Consider the following 17,394-nt stretch of genomic DNA (forward strand, 5'->3'; position numbering starts at 1 on the left):
CACAACCCCCCCCCCCCCCCCGCCCCCCCCCCCCCGGCCCCCCTCGAAGGGGTGCGTCAACGCGCGGCTCAGGCCACTTCGTCGTCGCTGGTCGGCGGCTGGTCGCCCACGGTCCACAGGCGCTCCAGCGCGTAGAACTCGCGCACGCGCGGCAGCATCACGTGCACGATCACGTCGCCCAGGTCCACCAGCACCCATTCGGCTTCGCGCTCGCCTTCCACGCCCAGCGGCATCACGTCGATCTTCTTGGCGAAGCGCACGACTTCATCGGCGATCGACTTCACATGGCGGGTGGACGTACCGGAGACGATGACCAGGTAGTCGGCGACGCTGGACTTGCCACGCACGTCGATCTCGACCGGGTCCTTGGCCTTCAGGTCTTCGGTGGCTTGGCGGACGCTGGCCAGCAGTTCCGGCACCGAAGGCGGCGGGCTGGGCAGTTCGACCTTGATGGTCTGGGGCTGGGTCTGGTTGCTCAAAACGGATCGACTCGATAAACGTGGGGGCGATTATACGGGCAAGGCGCGCCCGCGGCATTCACGGGGTGGCCGGCCGGTACAGGCCGTGGTCGACCACGTAATCGGCCACCGCCGGCGGCAGCAGCGCCCGCCACGGGCCGGTCGCGGCAATCTGCGCACGCACCGCGCTGGCCGATTCCGAGCGCAGCGGGTGGTGCAGGCGCAGCACCCGCCCGCCGGGGCTGGCGAACAGGGCCTGCTCGTTGTCGGCCCAGCGGCCATCCAGGGCCTGGCCCAGGGCGCCATCCACCGAATCCTGCAGCGGGCTGCCCGGGCGCTCGGCAACAATGAAGTGGGCCAGGTCGAACAGGGCCTGCCACTCGTGCCAGGCCGGCAGGGCCAGCAGGCTGTCGGCGCCAACCAGCCAGGCCAGCGGCCGGCTCGGGCCCAGCTCGGCGCGCAGTTCGCGCAGGGTGTCGACGGTGTAGGAAGGACGACCCGGGAAGCGCTTGGCCCGTTCCAGTTCGCGCCGGTCCAGCAGCAGGCCCGGCTCGTCGCCAATGGCCAGCGAGAGCATGCGGCAGCGCTGCTCGGCGGTGGCCCCCGGCGGCGCGCGGTGCGGCGGATCGGCCGCCGGCAGCAGCCGCACCGCCACCTGCAGTTCATCGCGTGCGGCGCGGGCGATCGCCAGATGCCCCAGGTGCACCGGATCGAAGGTGCCCCCGTAATAGATGCGCAGGCTCATGGCTCAGGCCCGGGCCAGCAGGCGCACGGCGCGGGCCTCGGCCACCGCCACCAGCAACCGCTCCAGCGCCAGCCAGGCATCGCCGTCGGCGCGCCCCTTGGCAATGCGATCCACCAGGCCGGCTTCGGCCACGAAACGTTCCCAGCGCTTGCCTTCCGGGTGGCGCTGCAACGCACGCTTGTAGGGCGCCTGGCGCGATTCCCAGATACCGCGCGACTTCATTTCCGCGGCCAGATTGCCGCCGCGCGCCTGCACCCGGGCCAGGCCGGCACCGGCCAGCAGTTCGCGGATGACCATCGGCATCAGCGCGGCCACCGCCTCGCCTTCGCCGCGCAGCCCGGCCAGCATGCGCAACACCGCCTGCGGCTGCCCGGAGAACGTGGCTTCCAGCAGACGGAACACGTCGTAGCGGGCGGCATCGGCCACCAGCGATTCCATCCGTTCCACGTCCAGTGGCTGGCCGTCGGCCAGCAATGCCAGCTTGTCGATTTCCTGCGCGGCGGCCAGCAGGTTGCCTTCCACGCGTTCGGCCAGGCGCTGCACCGCGGCGGGATCGGCGCGCAGGCCCTTGCCACGCAGGCGGCGCTCGATCCAGTCGGGCAGTTCGTGCGGCTTGATCGCCCAGGCCACCGACAGCACGCCGACGCGGTTCACCGCTTCGGCCCACTTGCCCTGGTGGGCCTTGCTCCATTCGTTGGCGGTGATCAGCAGCACTACGTCCGGCGCCGGGTTGGCGCAGAACTGGCTGATCACTTCGGCGCCGTCCTTGCCCGGCTTGCCGCTGGGCAGGCGCACCTCCACCAGGCGGCGGGCGCTGAACAGGCTGGGCGCATTGAAGCTGGCGTCGAGCTGGTTCCAGTCGAAGTCGCGGCCATCGGCATCGAACACTTCACGTTCGCCAATGCCGGCGGCACGGGCGCGTGCGCGCACGGCATCGGCCGCTTCCAGCACACGCAGGGTTTCCGGCCCGGCGATCAGGTACACCGGCGCCAGCGCGGTATCACCGCCCTGGCTGGCCAACTGCTCCGGACGCAGTTCCATCGCTGTGCCGGCTCAGCGCTTGACCGGGGGTGCCGGCGTAGGCTGCACGTCCTGGGCCGCGGCCGGCTTCGGCGCTGCCAGGCTGCCGCCACGTTCCAGTTCGGCGCGCACCACGCTGTCGATGCGGCGGATGATGGACGCCGACATTTCCCGGCGCAGCTCATCGGCCAGGATCTCGCGTTCGGTGGTGGTGCCGGTGGCGTCGGTCGGCGGCGACACGTAATCGCGCGACAACTCGATCACCTGCTGCGGCACCAGTTCGCTGCCGTCTTCGCGGCGGAAGATGAAGATGACCGCATAGCGCAGGCTGTATTCCTGGGCACGGCCCTGCGCATCGATGGCGATGGGCAGATCGCCCCAGCGCTCGGACAGCACCTGCAGCTGGGTGCTCGGCCCGGTGCTTTCATCGTCGGCCAGCTTGGCCCCGGACGCCAGCAGGCTGCGGTTGAGCAGCTTGACCAGTTCGCTGTAAGGCGCGGTGGAGACCACCTTCACTGGCGCCGTATCGGTGGGCAGCATCAGCTTGTTGCGCAGATGGAAGCCACAGCCGGCAAGGCCGAGGGCAAGGACGAGGGCAAGCAGGATTCGGGTCATGGGAACAGTCTGGCGGAGCCGGGCGATCACGGCAACAGACAGCCTGCCCGATCACGCGTGAACGCAGGGCCATCGGCCGCTGACGCCGGCGTGGGGAACACGCACCGGCCGCCACACGGGCGGCCGGTGCCGGACACATCAGGCAGCGACGATGTTCACGATCTTGCCGGGCACGATGATGATCTTGCGCACCGTCAGGCCTTCCATGAACTTGGCCGCGTTCGGCTCGGCCTGTGCCAGCGTTTCGATATGGTCGCGCGCGGCATCGGCGGCAACCTCGATGGTGCCGCGCAGCTTGCCGTTCACCTGCACCGCCAGAGTGACAGCATCGCGCACCAGCGCAGTGCTGTCGGCCTGCGGGAACGCCTGGTCTTCCAGCAGCGTTTCGCCGTGGCCCAGCACCTGCCACAGGGCATGGCTGGCGTGCGGGGTGATCGGGTTCAGCAGCAGCACCACGGCCTGCAGGGCCTCCTGGCGCACCGCACGGCCCTGCGCGCTGGCGTCGTCGAACTTGGCCAGTGCGTTCATCAGTTCCATCACCGCCGCGATGGCGGTGTTGAAGCTGTGGCGGCGGCCGTAGTCGTCACCAACCTTGCCGATGGTTTCGTGGGTCTTGCGGCGCAGCGCCTTCTGGTTGGCATCCAGCGCCGCCACGTCCAGGGCCGGTGCCACGCCCTCTTCGGCGTGCTTGTGCACCTGGGTCCACAAGCGGCGCAGGAAGCGGGCCATGCCGTCCACGCCGGCTTCGTTCCACTCCAGCGACTGTTCCGGCGGTGCGGCGAACATCGAGAACAGGCGCACGGTGTCGGCGCCGTACTTGCCGACCATGGCCTGCGGGTCCACGCCGTTGTTCTTCGACTTGGACATCTTCTCGGTGCCACCCACCACCACCGGCTGGCCATCGGCCACCAGGGTGGCGCCGGTGATGCGGCCGCGCTCATCGCGCTGCACGTCCACGTCGGCCGGGTTGATCCAGTCCTTCGAGCCGTCCGGGTTCGGGCGGTAATAGGTTTCGGCGATCACCATGCCCTGGCACAGCAGATTGCGCGCCGGTTCATTGCTGTCGACCATGCGCGCGTCGCGCAGCAGCTTGTGGTAGAAGCGGAAGTACATCAGGTGCAGGATCGCGTGCTCGATGCCGCCGATGTACTGGTCCACCGGCAGCCAGTAGTTGCCGCGCTTGTCCACCGCATCTCGCGCACCCGGCGAGGTGTAGCGGGCGTAGTACCAGCTCGATTCCATGAAGGTATCGAAGGTGTCGGTTTCGCGCTCGGCCGCGCCGCCGCAGTCCGGGCAGGTGGTCTTGCGCCATTCCGGGTCGGTCTTGATCGGCGAACCGGTACCCGAGAACGCCACGTCTTCGGGCAGCACCACCGGCAGCTGCTCTTCCGGCACCGGCACCGCGCCACACTTGTCGCAGTAGATGACCGGAATCGGGCAGCCCCAGTAACGCTGGCGGCTGACACCCCAGTCGCGCAGGCGGTAGTTCACGCGGCGCTGGCCCTGGGCCTTGCGCTCGAACCGTTCGGCCAGGGCTTCAAAGGCGCCCTGGAAGTCCAGGCCGTCGAATTCGGCCGAGTTGACCAGTTCAGTCTGCCGGCTCTTGTCGCTGTACCAGTCCTGCCAGCGGGTGGCGTCCCAGGTGCGCTCGTCGTCGTTGCGCGCATCCTTCAGCGCGATGACCTGCACGATCGGCAGGCCGTACTTGTTGGCCACCTCGTTGTCGCGCTGGTCGTGGCCGGGAACGGCCATCACCGCGCCGGTGCCGTAGCCCATCAGCACGAAATTGGCCACCCACACCGGCACCTGTTCGCCGGTGACCGGATGGATCGCGCGCAGGCCGGTATCCATGCCGCGCTTTTCCTGGGTTTCCAGCTCGGCCTCGGTCACCCCACCCTGCTTCAGCTCGGCCAGCAGCGCGGCCAGCGCCGGGTTGCTCTTGGCCGCATGCAGGGCCAGCGGGTGTTCGGCGGCGATCGACACGAAGGTCACGCCCATCACGGTGTCCGGACGGGTGGTGAATACGCGCAGCGGGTCCAGCGCGCTGCCATCGGCATCGCGCACGTCGAACTGGATTTCCAGGCCTTCGGAACGGCCGATCCAGTTGCGCTGCATGGTCTTGACCGATTCCGGCCAGCCGTCCAGTTCATCCAGGCCGTCCAGCAGCTCCTGGGCGTAATCGGTGATGCGCAGGAACCACTGCGGGATCTCGCGCTTTTCCACCAGCGCGCCCGAACGCCAGCCGCGGCCGTCGATCACCTGCTCGTTGGCCAGCACGGTCTGGTCCACCGGGTCCCAGTTCACCACCGAGTTGCGGCGGTAGGCCAGGCCCTTGCGCATCAGGCGGGTGAACATGCGCTGCTCGTGGACGTAGTAGTCCGGGCGGCAGGTGGCGAACTCGCGCGACCAGTCGATGGCATAGCCCAGCGATTTCAGCTGGCTGCGCATGTGGTCGATGTTCTTGTAGGTCCACGCCGCCGGCGCGGTCTTGTTCTTGATGGCCGCGTTTTCCGCCGGCAGGCCGAACGCGTCCCAGCCCATCGGCTGCAGCACGTTGTGGCCGGTCATGCGCTTGTAGCGGCTGATCACGTCGCCAATGGTGTAGTTGCGCACGTGGCCCATGTGCAGCGCACCGGACGGGTACGGAAGCATCGACAGGCAGTAGTACTTCGGCTTGTCCGAGGTCTCGCTGACCTCGAAGGCACGGGTGGCGTCCCAGTACTGCTGGGCGGCGGATTCAACCTGCTGCGGGTCGTAGGCGATGGGTTCAGCGCTGGTCATGGAACACGCGGATGCGGCGGCAAAGCGGTACAGCGTACCGCAGTGCGGCAAACGTCTCCAATCCCGCCCATCGCGGGCAGTCTCAGCGCCCCCGCGACAGGGGCAGCGCCAGCGCCAGCCAGACCGCCCAGCAGGCAAACGCCAGGCGCTGCGCGAAAGGCGCCGGCAGCACCCCCTGCAGGCCAAAGGCGGCTACCGCCGCGGCAATGCCGACCACCAGCGCCAGCACGCCCGGCGCCCGTGCACCGGGGTCACGCAGGCGGCTGGCCCCCAGCATGCAGGTGCCGGCCGCGAACCCCAGCACCCAGACCATCCAGGCGCTGGCGTGCAACTGGCTGGCGCCGCCATGCAGATCCTCCAGGTCCAGCGGCAGCACGCCCATGGCCGCGAAGGCCAGCCCGGCCAGCAGCAGCATCTGGCTGCCCACCCGGCCCGCCCAGCCTTCGGTGGCCGGCAGTCGCCGGCGCAGGCGCTCGGCCACCACCATCGCCAGCATGCCCGGCGCCACGAAGCCCAGTAGGTTGAACGCCCAGGCATGCGGCACCCCGTGCGCGCCAAGCAGGGCGACCGGGTGCACCGCCTGCGCATAGCCGGCCAGGCCGACGCCGAAGCCGACCACCGCGGCAATGAACAGCAGCGCTGCGCACAGCCCCAGCCAACGATCAATCCGGACCCACGACATGGTGCCTACCCGTACGACGGAAGAAGCACCCATTGTCGCGGCCGGCACGCGGGGCGCCAACCCAAGACGTGAGGAAAGGGTTGAGACCGTCATCGATCGACACCATAGAATCGGTCTCCTGTTGCCGAACGATGTGCCCCCATGACCGAGACGACCTACGTATTCGACGCCACGACCGCGACCTTCGAGGCCGAAGTCCTGCAGAAGTCGCTGCAGACGCCGGTGCTGGTCGATTTCTGGGCCACCTGGTGCGGCCCGTGCAAGACCCTGGGGCCGATGCTGGAAAAGCTGGCCGCCGAGTACAACGGCGCCTTCGAGCTGGCCAAGGTGGACGTGGATGCCGAGCAGCAGATCGCCGCGGCCTTCCAGATCCGCTCGGTGCCCACTGTGTTCCTGGTCAAGGGCGGCCAGCTGGTGGACGGCTTCCCGGGTGCCATTCCGGAAGGCCAGTTGCGCGAATTCCTGGCCCAGCACGGCATCGTGCCGGCCGATGTTGGCGATACCAGCAGCGAAGAAGAGGCACCGCTGGACCCGCAGGGCCAGGTGGACGTGCTGCGTGCGCAGATCGCCGCCGAGCCGGACAAGGACGAACTGAAGCTGGACCTGGCGTTGGCCCTGCTGCAGATCGGCGGGGTGGACGAAGCAGGCAAGCTGATCGACGCCCTGCCGGCCAACCTGGCCACCGATGACCGCGCCGTGCGTGGCCGCGCCCGCCTGGCCTTCGCCACCGCACTGAAGGATGCGCCGGCCTCCGATGCGCTGGACGCGCGCATTGCCGCCGATGGCAAGGACCTGCAGGCGCGCCATCTGCGCGGCGTACAGCTGCTGCTGGGCGGCCACGACGAAGCGGCGCTGGAACAGTTCCTGGAAATGCTGCGCATCGACCGCAGCTATGACGACAACCTGCCGCGCCGCACGCTGATCGACGCCTTCAACGTCATCGCCGACGAGGACCTGGTGGGCCGCTACCGTCGCAAGATGGCGTCGCTGCTGTTCTGAGGCCGCTGTTTTCGTTCAGGATTCGAGTCACACGCCGGGCAATAATGTGATGCCGGCCGCACTTTTGCGCGACCGGCATCCATTCCGGGGGGAATAAGTCAGGGCCATGGGGTCTGCACGCTGGCCCCCGCATTGCCGGGACTGCATGCCGTGACCGTTGGGATCTCGTCTGTCGTTGTGCGCGTGTTCGCCGCGCTGCTTGCCGCCGCCACCCTGCTGCCCGCCAGCGCAGGCGCACAGGATTGGACCTACCGGGTGCGCCCCGGTGACACCCTGTGGGACCTGGGCGGCGTGTACCTGAAACCCAGCGTGCCCTGGCAGCAGTTGCAGCAGCACAACCGCATCGACAACCCCTACCGCCTGCCCCCGGGCCAGCCGCTGCGCTTCCCGATCGGCTGGCTGCGGGTGGAACCGGCGCCGGCGCGGGTACTGGCCGTGCGCGGCCCGGTGCAGCTGGCCGCCGGCACTGGCGCCGCCACCCGCGCACTGCAGGCCGGTGAGAACCTGCATATCGGCGATGTGGTGCAGACCGGCGCCGATGCCAGCCTGACCCTGGAATTCGCCGATGCCTCGCGCCTGCAGCTGCGCGAACACTCGCGGCTGCGGCTGGACCAGCTCAGCCGCTACGGCCGTACCGGCATGGTCGACACCCGAATGCGCCTGCAGCAGGGCCGTGCCAGCAACCGCGTCACCCCCGCACGCGGCCCGGCATCGCGCTACATCATCGATGCACCCACCGCGACCAGCAGCGTGCGCGGCACCGTGTTCCGGGTCAGCGCCGGCCAGGCCGGACAGCCGGCCGCCACCGAAGTGCTGGAAGGCAAGGTGCAGGTCGGCAATCAGCGCGGCCAGCAACTGGTGCACCCCGGCCAGGCCAGCATGGCGCCAGATCTGGATGCGGCGCCGATGGCGGTGTCGGCACTGCTGCCCGCCCCGTCCTTGGCTGCAGAAACGTTGCAGCGCCCTGGTCTGCCGCTGCAGCTGCACTGGCAGCCGGTGGACGGCGCCGACCACTACCGCATTGAAGTGGTGCAGGCGGCGATGGCCGAGATTCTGCTGTTCGCCACGACCACGACCGACACGCGGCTGACCATTGCCGCGCTGCCGCCCGGCCAGCACCGCCTGCTGCTGCGCGCCGTCGATGCGCAGGGCGTGGAAGGCCTGGACGCCAGCACCGATTTCAGCCTGGACGACCAGCCGCCACCGCCGCTGACGGTCGCGCCGCTGCACGGACAGGACGTCAACAGCGACCGCCCGCGATTCCGCTGGACCCGGGCCCCGGGCGCGCAGGCCAGCGTGCTGCAGATCGCCAGCGAACCGCAGTTCCTGTCGCCCCTGCAGGAGCAGGCCACCACCGGCACCGATCTGCGCCTGCGCCAGCCGTTGCCGCCGGGCCAGTATTTCTGGCGCGTGGCCTCGCGCGACGGCCAGGGCCGGCAAGGGCCGTACGGGGACGCGCTGCCCCTGCAGCTGACCGACCTGCCGGTGGACCCGGCCCTGCAGCCGCCGGAAGCGGACGGCAAGGCGCTGACCCTGCGCTGGCAACCGGGCAGCGCGGGCCAGACATACCGCGTGCAGGTTTCCCGCGATGGTGCATTCGAGGCACCATGGCTGGACCAGACCGTCGAGCAGCCCCAGGTGAGTTTCAAGCGCCCTTGGCACGGCACCCTGCACGTGCGCGTGCAGTACATCGATGATGACGGCCACGCCGGCCCGTTCTCGCCCGCGCAGCAGGTCAGCCTGCCGTGCCGGCTGTGCTACGCCGCCGGCGGCGGTGCCGCCCTGCTCTGGTTGCTGCTGTGAGGCGCTCGCCGCTGCCCTGGTCGCGGCGGCTGATGCTGGCCGTGCTGGCCTTCGTTGCCACCGCCGTGGCCAGCCACGGGCAGTGGCTGTGGCGGCAGGACGAAGCGGCCTATGACCTGATGGTCGGCGACTGGACCTATCGGCCCGACCCCAGCGTGCTGGTGGTGGCCATCGACGAGGACAGTCTGGCGCGCATCGGCCAGTGGCCGTGGCCGCGTTCGGTGCACGCACGCCTGCTTGACCGCCTGACCGATGCCGGTGCCGAACGCGTGGCGCTGGACCTGATGCTGACCGAGCCCGACCGCCGCGACAGTCGCCAGGATGCCGAGCTGGCCGCCGCCATCCGCCGCAATGGTCGCGTGGTGCTGCCGGTGCTGGCGGCACCCGCCGCCGGCGACCGCATGGCCGAAGAGCTGCTGCCCATTCCGCTCATTGCCGACAGCGCTGCAGCGCTGGGCCATAGCGACGTGGAAGTGGATGGCGACGGCGTGGCCCGCGGGGTGTACCTGCATGCGGGCATCGGCCAACCGCATTGGCCGGCGCTGGGGCTGGCCCTGGCCGACCTGCCGGTGCACGCCTCGCGCGGGCTGCCCGACCCCGACCCGGCGCTGGAATCGCCGTACCAGTGGCGCCGCGATGATTACGTGCGCGTGCGCTACGCCGGCCCGCCGGAGCAGTTGCCGCAGGTGTCCTATGCCGATGTACTGGATGGCCAGGTGGATGCCGCACTGCTGCGCGACCGCCGCATCGTGGTCGGCATGACCGCCAGTGGCATTGCCCCGCGGCTGCTGACCCCCACCACGCGCGAGTACTGGATGAGCGGCAGCGAATACCAGGCCAACATTGCTTCGATGCTGCTGCAGGGCAAGCAGATCCAGGTGGTTCCGCCGCTGCTGCAGGACCTGCTGGCGGGTCTGCTGGCCGCGCTGTGCGTACTGCTGCTGGGCCTGCGCCTGCCCTGGCTGGCCGCCCTGTGTTCGCTGCCGATGGGCCTGGCCACCAGCTGGCTGCTGCTGCGCACGGCCAGCCTGTGGTGGGCCCCGGCCGCAGCCACCTTCGGCATCCTGATGGTGCTGCTGGTATGGGCAGTCTGGCGCATTTCCGCCTGGCACCGACAGGCCAACCGCGATGCCCTGACCGGGCTGGGCAACCGCCTGCGCTTCGAACAATCGCTTCAACAGGAATGCGACGCCGCACGGCGCAGCGGGAAGCCACTAAGCCTGGCGCTGATCGACGTGGATCATTTCAAGCGGCACAACGACCGCCACGGCCACCAGCTGGGCGACCGCGTACTGCGCGACGTGGCCGCGCTGATCGCCGCCCATGCGCGACGCCCGCGCGACATGGCCGCCCGCTATGGCGGCGACGAATTCGCGATGGTGCTGCCCGACACACCGGGCAGCGGCGCACGCCAGGTGATCGAAGACCTGATTGCCGACGTACGCGCCCTGCCCGCGCCGGCAGCGGGCGACGACAGCCGCATTACCCTCACCATCGGGGTCTATACGCGGGTACCGGACAGCCAGCTGCACCCGCACCATTTCGTCGAAGGCGCTGACGCCGCCCTTTACCGCGCCAAGGCCAACGGCCGCGACGGCTACGCCATGGACGGCGCCTGACCCCAACCCCGCCCGGCGCTCGTAGCGTCGAGCTTGCTCGACTGCTCTGCGCGCGATGCCGGCGATAAACAGTCGAGCAAGCTCGACTCTACGAAAGCGACCGGCGGCACCACGCGTGGGGGTAATGCCCCAGCGCGCTTGCCAGCCCCGCCCGGACCGGATTGCCCATGACATACATGGCCTGCTGGCGTACATCGCGCTCGTTCCGGATCCAATGCTCGTAGTAGCCACGCTGCCACACCGCTGTGCCGCTCCCGGCAGTATGCGCATTGAGCGCAATCGCAGCGCGTGACTTCAGCGACTGCACACAACGCCCCAATGTGCCGCTCCGCAACTGGATGACCCAATGGAAGTGGTCAGGCATGATCACCCAGGCACAGGAGCGCGTCAGCCCCAGCCGATCGCTGTTTTGCAATGCCTCTTCCAGCAAGGCCGCGCAGGCAGGATCTGCGAACAGGCGCCGCCGCCCCGCCACTACGCTGGTGATGACATAGAACTGACCGATGGCGGAGCTGCGATGTCGCAGGAGTGCTTGGCTGGGCATGACCCAGCTTGACCGGGGTGCCGAGCTGTTGATGTCGGGCGATCCTGATTCTGCCGTCCGTAGAGTCGAGCTTGCTCGACTGGCTTTTCCCGACAGGGAATGCAAAGCCGTCGAGCAAGCTCGACGCTACCAGAGCAAAGTCAAATGCAAAGCCGTCGAGCAAGCTCGACGCTACCGAAGCAGGTCATATGCCTCAGCCGTGGAGCACGCGCAGCGAATGACCATCCGGCCCGACCCGGCATGCCCCGGGGTTCAACATACGGTGGCGAATGGTTAGACTCGAGGCCTCGCCCCCTGCCCCGCACCCGCATGAAAGCCAGCACCTTCCGTCTCGGCATCAACCTGTGGCCGCCGTTCCTGTTCACCGGCATCCATGTCACCCGCATCACTGCCGACTACCGGCAGATCGACGTCGAGCTGCGCATGCGCCCGTGGAACCGCAACTACGTGGGCACCCACTTCGGCGGCAGCCTGTTCGCCATGACCGACCCGTTCTGGATGCTGGGCCTGCTGCATACGCTGGGCCGCGACTACTACGTCTGGGACCGCGCCGGCGCCATCGAATTCCTCAAGCCCGGTCGCGGCACCGTGCGCACCCACTTCCACATCGATGATGCGGTGCTGGACGAACTGCGCGCCGAGGCGGCCGACGGCGAGAAAGTGCTGCGCTGGTTCAGCAACGACGTGGTCGACGCATCGGGCGAGGTCGTGGCGCGCGTGCGCAAGCAGGTCTACGTGCGGCTGAAGCCGCAGGCACGCGGCGGCTGATCCGCCACGTCGGCAGCTACAGCGGCACCGACAGCATGGTCGTCAGCTCGCCGGTCGCATCGCGCTGGCGGCGCGCCACCTGCAGGTGGCGGCCATCGGCCGACAGCGTGGGCACCCGGCTGGGCGAACGCCATTGCGCCGGCAGCCGTGCCAGCGCCTGTGCCGGGGCATCGGGCTGCCGCCGCAGCCATCGCTGCGCCCCCAGCAGGCGCACCAGCGCCGCGCTGTCCTGGCTGCGCGCGGCGTAGTCCTGATACGCCGGGCCGCTGATGCTGGCCAACGTGCAGCCGATCCAATTGGCCACGCAGCGGACGTCCCACGGCTGTTCCCAGCTGCGCTGCGCCGGCGCGTCCTCGGCCAAGGTGCGTTCGGCAGCAGCACCGCAGGCCCAGGCGAAGTTCTGCGCGATGCGCGCGCGGGTCTGGCTGCGGTCCAGCATCAGCACGTTGGCGCCCTGCCGCAGCGACGCATCGATGGCCCGTTCGTTCAGTGCGAACTCGCCCTGCATCGCGCGGCACAGGCTCTGTTCGTCGCTCGCCAGGGGCTGCAGCGCCGTTTCGCAGACCGCTGGCAGCGCGTGGTCAGCCGGCAGTTCCACCAGCATATCGGCCAGCAACTGCGCGTTCACCTGCACGCTCGCGGCGCCGATCATGCTGTCCACAAGCGTGCCGCCACGGTGCATCAGGCGCCTGCCCAGCTGCAGCGAGCGACAACTGCCGGCCAACGCTGCCGCCGTATCGCCCTGCACGAAAGCCAGCGCATGTGCGCTGGTGCCCTCCATCAGCAGCTGATAGCGTGGCACCGGCATCAGCAGCGGGTCATCCAGCCCCAGGAACGGGGAATCGAAACGATCAAAGTCGGCCAGTTGTTGCTGCCGTGCATGCAGGCCGCCGTGGCCGGCATGGCCGTCGATGAAGCGCTGCGGATCGGCGCGCACGCGCGCCAGGCAATCCGGTATGCGCGACCCACAGGTGACTCCCACCTGCGCCTTCACCTGCGGCTGGGTGCCTTCCAGCAGGGAATCGGTCATGCCCGGCTCCGGCCCGGCCCGCCATCGCGCTACGTCCTTCAGCAAGGCCTGCTCGCGCTGCGCCGCATCCAGATCGTCGAACGGCAGCGTCCACAGCAGGGCAAAGCCGTTGCGCCCGGGCAGGGGCTGCACATCTTCCAGCAGGCGCACCTGCGCGCGCTGCTCGGCCGACAGCGGCCAGAACCGCGCCGCCAGCCACACCGCCACCACCAGCCCCAGCAGGGCCAGCAGGCTCCAACCGATTCCGCGCAGAATCCTCAACACAGCATCCCTGCCCTGTAGCCCGCCATCGTGATCGGGCAGCGTAATCGACAGGCTGCGACCGCTACAATGCGCCCATGTCGCTCGAAGCCCCCGCCCTGGTTCCCCGCCCCTCCCTGCAGCGCCTGTTCCTGACCGGCCTGCTGACCCTGTTGCCGATCTGGCTGACCTGGGTCGTGGTGAAGTTCGTGTTCGTGCTGCTGTCGGGTATTTCCAGCCCGCTGGTGGTGCCGCTGTCCGAACAGATCGCCACCAACTTCCCGCACTACCTGGGCTGGGTACGCGCCGAATGGATCCAGAACACCATCGCCCTGCTGGCCACCCTGCTGGTGATCCTGGCGGTGGGCGTTGCCAGCCGCCGCGTTGTCGGCCAGCGCCTGCTGCGCTGGGTGGGCGCGGTGATCAAGCGCATTCCGCTGGCCAGCATCATCTACGACAGCGCCAAGAAGCTGCTGGACATGCTGCAGACCGAACCGGGCAGCACCCAGCGCGTGGTGCTGATCGACTTCCCGCACCGTGACATGAAATCGGTCGGCCTGGTCACCCGGGTCATCAAGGAACAGGGCAGCGACCGCGAACTGGCCGCGGTATACGTGCCGACCACGCCGAACCCGACCTCGGGCTATCTGGAAATCGTGCCGGTGGAACTGCTGACCCCGACCGACTGGACCGTGGACCAGGCGATGAGCTTCATCATCTCCGGCGGTGCAGTGGCCCCGGCCAGCGTGCCGTTCACCCGCGCCGGCGAACGCGCCGAGTGAGTGAGCCGGCGCAGCCCACCCCGCATGCACGGCCGCTGCAGGACCGCGCGGTCCTGCTGTTCATCGTGCTGGCCACGTTCTTCTGCGGCAACGCGGTGCTGGCCGAACTGATCGGGGTGAAGATCTTCGCGCTGGAAGACACGCTGGGCATCAACCCGCTGAACTGGAACCTGTTCGGCCAGACCGGCTCGCTCAGTTTCACCGCCGGTACGCTGCTGTGGCCGGTGGTGTTCATCATGACCGACACCATCAACGAGTTCTTCGGCAAGCGCGGCGTGCGCTTCATCTCGTGGCTGGCGGTGGTGCTGATCGCCTACGGCTTCCTGTTTGCCTTTGCCGCCATCTCGCTGGCCCCGGCCAGCTGGTGGGTCACCTCGATGAACGCCCATGGCGTGCCGGACTACCAGGCCGCCTTCGCGGCGGTGTTCGGCCAGGGCATGTGGACCATTGCCGGCTCGCTGGTGGCCTTCCTGGTTGGCCAGCTGATCGACGTGGCCGTGTTCCACCGCATCCGCCGGGCCACCGGCGAACGCCATGTGTGGCTGCGCGCCACCGGCTCCACGGCGGTGTCGCAGCTGGTGGACAGCTTCGTGGTCATCTGGATCGCCTTCGTGCTGGGCCCGCAGCATTGGCCCACGTCGTTGTTCCTGGCGGTCAGCAGCGTCAACTACGTCTACAAGATGGGCTTTGCGATCGCCCTCATTCCCCTGCTGTACCTGATGCGCCGCGCCATCACCCGCTACCTGGGGCCGCAGCGCGCGGCCGATCTGCGTGCCGCGGCCGCGGCTGACTGAATACCCAGCGCCGGCAAGCTGACTGCGGCTTCACGCTGGCCGTACGCGCGCGGATCGTGCAAGCTCCACGGTCTGTGTTCCACGGAAGCTCCTGATGCCGTATTCCCCCCGCGTCCTGGCCGCCGCCATCGCTGCGTTGTTCCTGTTCAGTGCCGTACCGTCGGCCGAAGCAGCGAAGAAGAAGGCCAGCCGCCCCGCCGCCGCGCAGAGCCGCCAGGCCGCCAAGCCCAAGGCCAAGCCGCGCGCCGCCCCGCGCCGCGCTGCGCCGCGCCCCACCGCCCCGGCCCGCGCCGTACCGCGCGCCGTGCAGCTGGAGCGCCTGTACGACGAATACTGGGATGCCTCGATGCGGTTGAACCCGCTGCAGGCCACCTTCCAGGGCGAAACCCGCTACAACGACCAGCTGCCCAACATCCTGTCGGCCGCCTGGCGCCAGCAATCGCACGATTTCACCTTGGAATGGCTGGGCAAGGTGGAAAAGGTCGGCAGTGACGGCCTGCAGGGCCAGGACCTGCTCAGCTACCAGATCTTCGTGCGCGACGCGCGCGCCACGCTGGACGCCGAACGCTACCCCAGCTGGATGATGCCGATCAGCCAGTACTACAACATCGGCAGCATCATGGCGATCCTCGGTGCCGGTGCCGGCGCCCAGCCCTTCAACACCGTGCAGGACTACGACACCTGGTCGCGCCGTTCGCTGGGCATTCCCCCGCTGTTCGACCAGGCCATCGACAACATGCGCCAGGGCATGAAGGCCGGCGTGGTGCAGCCACGCGACCTGATGGAAAAGGTGCTGCCGCAGCTGGATGCAGTGATCAAGCCGACCGCAGAGGAAAGCATCTTCTGGTCGCCCATCCGCACCATGCCCGACAGCATTGCCGCCGACGACAAGGCGCGAATCAGCGCCGAGTACAAGCGCATGATCGAACTGCGCATCATGCCGGCCTACCGCGCACTGCGTGGCTTCATCGCCACCGAATACCTGCCGGCCACCCGCGAAAGCACCGGCCTGGGCGCGCTGCCCGACGGCCAGGCCTGGTACGCCAACCTGATCGTGCAGACTACCGCCAGCGACCAGACCGCCGCGCAGCTGCACGCTCTGGGCGAACAGCGTGTGCAGGAACTGCAGGCGCAGATCGCCGCGGTGATGAAGGAAAACAAGCTGCGTGGTTCGCAGGCCAAGCTGCTGAAGAGCATGCGCAGCGACCGCCAGTTCCAGTACGTGAACGCCGACGACCTGCTGAACCGCTACCGCCAGGTGCAGCAGCAGGTGTCCACGCGCCTGCCGCAGGTGCTGGATACGCTGCCCAAGGCCGGGCTGGAGATCCGCGCGGTCGATCCGGAACGCGCCCTGGCTGCCGCCGCAGCCGCCTACCAGCCTTCGCCGGCCGGACAGCCGGGCGTGCTGTACGTGAACACCCGCGACCTGCCCAGCCGCAAGCGCTGGAGCGTGCCGGTGCAGTACCTGCACGAAGCCATTCCCGGCCACCACGTGCAGCTGGGCCTGCAGCAGGAACTGGCCAAGCTGCCGCGCTTCCGCCGCCAGGGCGGCGATGTGGCCTTCGTTGAAGGCTGGGGCCTGTATGCCGAAACCCTGGGCGATGAGCTGGGCGCCTACAACGATCCCTACGACCGCATCGGCTACCTGTACTCGCGCCTGCTGCGCGCCACCCGCGTGGTGGCCGACACCGGCGTGCACGCGCAGGGCTGGAGCAAGCAGCAGGCGGTCAGCTACCTGCAGAAGAATGCAGACATGAGCGCCGACGATGCCAGCGCCGAAGTGGAGCGGATCATGGCCCAGCCCGGCCAGGCCCTGTCCAACGTGGCCGGCCTGACCACCATCGTCGCCCTGCGGGACAGGGCCCGCGCGCAGCAGGGCGCAGCGTTCGACCTGCGCCGCTTCCATGCCGAACTGCTGAAGGACGGCTCGATGCCGCTGGATGTATTGGGCCGCAAGATGGACCGCTGGATGGCCCAGCCCGCCGCAGCGGCCACGCCATGAGCGGGGCCGGCGCACTGCTGGGCATCCACCATGCGGCGCTGATCTGCAGCGACTACGCGCGCTCGAAGGAGTTCTACGTGCGCGTGCTGGGCCTGCGCGTGCTGGCGGAAAACCACCGCCCCGCGCGCGATTCATGGAAGCTGGACCTGGCCCTGCCCGACGGTGGGCAGCTGGAACTGTTCTCCTTCCCCGCCCCACCGCCGCGGCCCAGCCGGCCCGAAGCACAGGGCCTGCGCCACCTGGCCTTCCGGGTGGCCGCACTGGAACCGTTCATCCAGCGCCTGGCCGACCACGGCGTGGCCTGCGAACCGATCCGCGTGGACGAATACACCGGCGCCCGCTTCACCTTCTTCGCCGACCCCGACGGCCTGCCACTGGAACTGTACGAAGTCGTCTGAGCCGGGGTCGGATCCCTTTCCACAGGAAAGGGCTCTGACCCCATGCGCGCGATTCCCGACGGGGTCGGATCCCGTTGCGCAGCAACCGGATCCGACCCCGTGCCGTTCCGACAG

At 69.0% G+C, this 17,394-nt stretch carries 16 protein-coding genes; 8 read left to right on the forward strand and 8 right to left on the reverse strand.

Annotation, left to right across the window (positions count from 1 at the left end; all coding sequences use genetic code 11):
• Positions 1-68: 68 nt before the first annotated feature.
• The 6 genes from rsfS to IAE58_RS16525 form a co-directional block, all read right to left on the reverse strand.
• Positions 69-479 (reverse strand): ribosome silencing factor, encoded by a 411-nt coding sequence (gene rsfS, locus IAE58_RS16500; protein WP_108750646.1) that lies wholly within the window; start codon positions 477-479, stop codon positions 69-71.
• A gap of 58 nt (positions 480-537) precedes the next feature.
• The gene (gene nadD, locus IAE58_RS16505; protein WP_108753753.1) at positions 538-1,203 is read right to left on the reverse strand and encodes a nicotinate-nucleotide adenylyltransferase; all 666 of its coding nucleotides are present in this window, start codon (positions 1,201-1,203) and stop codon (positions 538-540) included.
• A gap of 3 nt (positions 1,204-1,206) precedes the next feature.
• Positions 1,207-2,244, reverse strand: a complete 1,038-nt coding sequence (holA, locus tag IAE58_RS16510) for a DNA polymerase III subunit delta (protein WP_108753754.1) — start codon at positions 2,242-2,244, stop codon at positions 1,207-1,209.
• Positions 2,245-2,256: 12 nt separating this feature from the next.
• Entirely contained in the window at positions 2,257-2,838 is a 582-nt protein-coding gene (lptE, locus tag IAE58_RS16515) for an LPS assembly lipoprotein LptE (RefSeq protein ID WP_199934261.1), read from the reverse strand.
• A 138-nt stretch (positions 2,839-2,976) separates the two neighbouring features.
• Complete coding sequence (leuS, locus tag IAE58_RS16520) at positions 2,977-5,619, reverse strand: leucine--tRNA ligase (RefSeq protein WP_108762572.1); 2,643 nt, start codon at positions 5,617-5,619, stop codon at positions 2,977-2,979.
• Positions 5,620-5,701: 82 nt separating this feature from the next.
• On the reverse strand, positions 5,702-6,301 hold the full coding sequence (locus tag IAE58_RS16525; RefSeq protein ID WP_199934262.1) for a DUF998 domain-containing protein: 600 nt from the start codon (positions 6,299-6,301) through the stop codon (positions 5,702-5,704).
• 141 nt (positions 6,302-6,442) lie between these two features.
• Between IAE58_RS16525 and trxA the strand changes: the two genes are divergently transcribed.
• From trxA to IAE58_RS16540, 3 genes are all read left to right on the forward strand, one after another.
• On the forward strand, positions 6,443-7,300 hold the full coding sequence (trxA, locus tag IAE58_RS16530; protein ID WP_199934263.1) for a thioredoxin: 858 nt from the start codon (positions 6,443-6,445) through the stop codon (positions 7,298-7,300).
• Between the two features lie 150 nt (positions 7,301-7,450).
• A complete protein-coding gene (locus tag IAE58_RS16535; RefSeq protein WP_325166864.1) occupies positions 7,451-9,103 on the forward strand; it encodes a FecR domain-containing protein in 1,653 nt (550 codons plus the stop codon).
• Positions 9,100-10,722 (forward strand): CHASE2 domain-containing protein, encoded by a 1,623-nt coding sequence (locus tag IAE58_RS16540; RefSeq protein ID WP_199934264.1) that lies wholly within the window; start codon positions 9,100-9,102, stop codon positions 10,720-10,722. The genes IAE58_RS16535 and IAE58_RS16540 overlap by 4 nt, the downstream gene beginning before the upstream one ends.
• Before the next feature lie 88 nt (positions 10,723-10,810).
• Here the strand turns inward: IAE58_RS16540 and IAE58_RS16545 are convergent, their stop codons facing one another.
• Positions 10,811-11,266 (reverse strand): transposase, encoded by a 456-nt coding sequence (locus IAE58_RS16545; RefSeq protein WP_199934265.1) that lies wholly within the window; start codon positions 11,264-11,266, stop codon positions 10,811-10,813.
• A gap of 309 nt (positions 11,267-11,575) precedes the next feature.
• On the opposite strand from IAE58_RS16545, the gene IAE58_RS16550 reads away from it, so the two are divergent.
• Complete coding sequence (locus IAE58_RS16550) at positions 11,576-12,034, forward strand: DUF4442 domain-containing protein (RefSeq protein ID WP_199934266.1); 459 nt, start codon at positions 11,576-11,578, stop codon at positions 12,032-12,034.
• A 16-nt stretch (positions 12,035-12,050) separates the two neighbouring features.
• Here the strand turns inward: IAE58_RS16550 and IAE58_RS16555 are convergent, their stop codons facing one another.
• On the reverse strand, positions 12,051-13,328 hold the full coding sequence (locus tag IAE58_RS16555) for a hypothetical protein (RefSeq protein ID WP_199934267.1): 1,278 nt from the start codon (positions 13,326-13,328) through the stop codon (positions 12,051-12,053).
• Positions 13,329-13,402: 74 nt separating this feature from the next.
• Between IAE58_RS16555 and IAE58_RS16560 the strand changes: the two genes are divergently transcribed.
• From IAE58_RS16560 to IAE58_RS16575, 4 genes are all read left to right on the forward strand, one after another.
• The gene (locus IAE58_RS16560) at positions 13,403-14,086 is read left to right on the forward strand and encodes a DUF502 domain-containing protein (protein WP_108750658.1); all 684 of its coding nucleotides are present in this window, start codon (positions 13,403-13,405) and stop codon (positions 14,084-14,086) included.
• On the forward strand, positions 14,083-14,880 hold the full coding sequence (locus IAE58_RS16565) for a queuosine precursor transporter (RefSeq protein WP_108753763.1): 798 nt from the start codon (positions 14,083-14,085) through the stop codon (positions 14,878-14,880). The genes IAE58_RS16560 and IAE58_RS16565 overlap by 4 nt, the downstream gene beginning before the upstream one ends.
• A 94-nt stretch (positions 14,881-14,974) precedes the next feature.
• Positions 14,975-16,882, forward strand: a complete 1,908-nt coding sequence (locus IAE58_RS16570; RefSeq protein WP_199934268.1) for a DUF885 family protein — start codon at positions 14,975-14,977, stop codon at positions 16,880-16,882.
• Complete coding sequence (locus IAE58_RS16575) at positions 16,879-17,280, forward strand: VOC family protein (protein ID WP_108762581.1); 402 nt, start codon at positions 16,879-16,881, stop codon at positions 17,278-17,280. The genes IAE58_RS16570 and IAE58_RS16575 overlap by 4 nt, the downstream gene beginning before the upstream one ends.
• The last annotated feature ends 114 nt before the right edge of the window (positions 17,281-17,394 follow it).

It is taken from the genome of Stenotrophomonas sp. S49 (assembly GCF_016624905.1).
In the GTDB taxonomy this organism is placed as follows: domain Bacteria; phylum Pseudomonadota; class Gammaproteobacteria; order Xanthomonadales; family Xanthomonadaceae; genus Stenotrophomonas.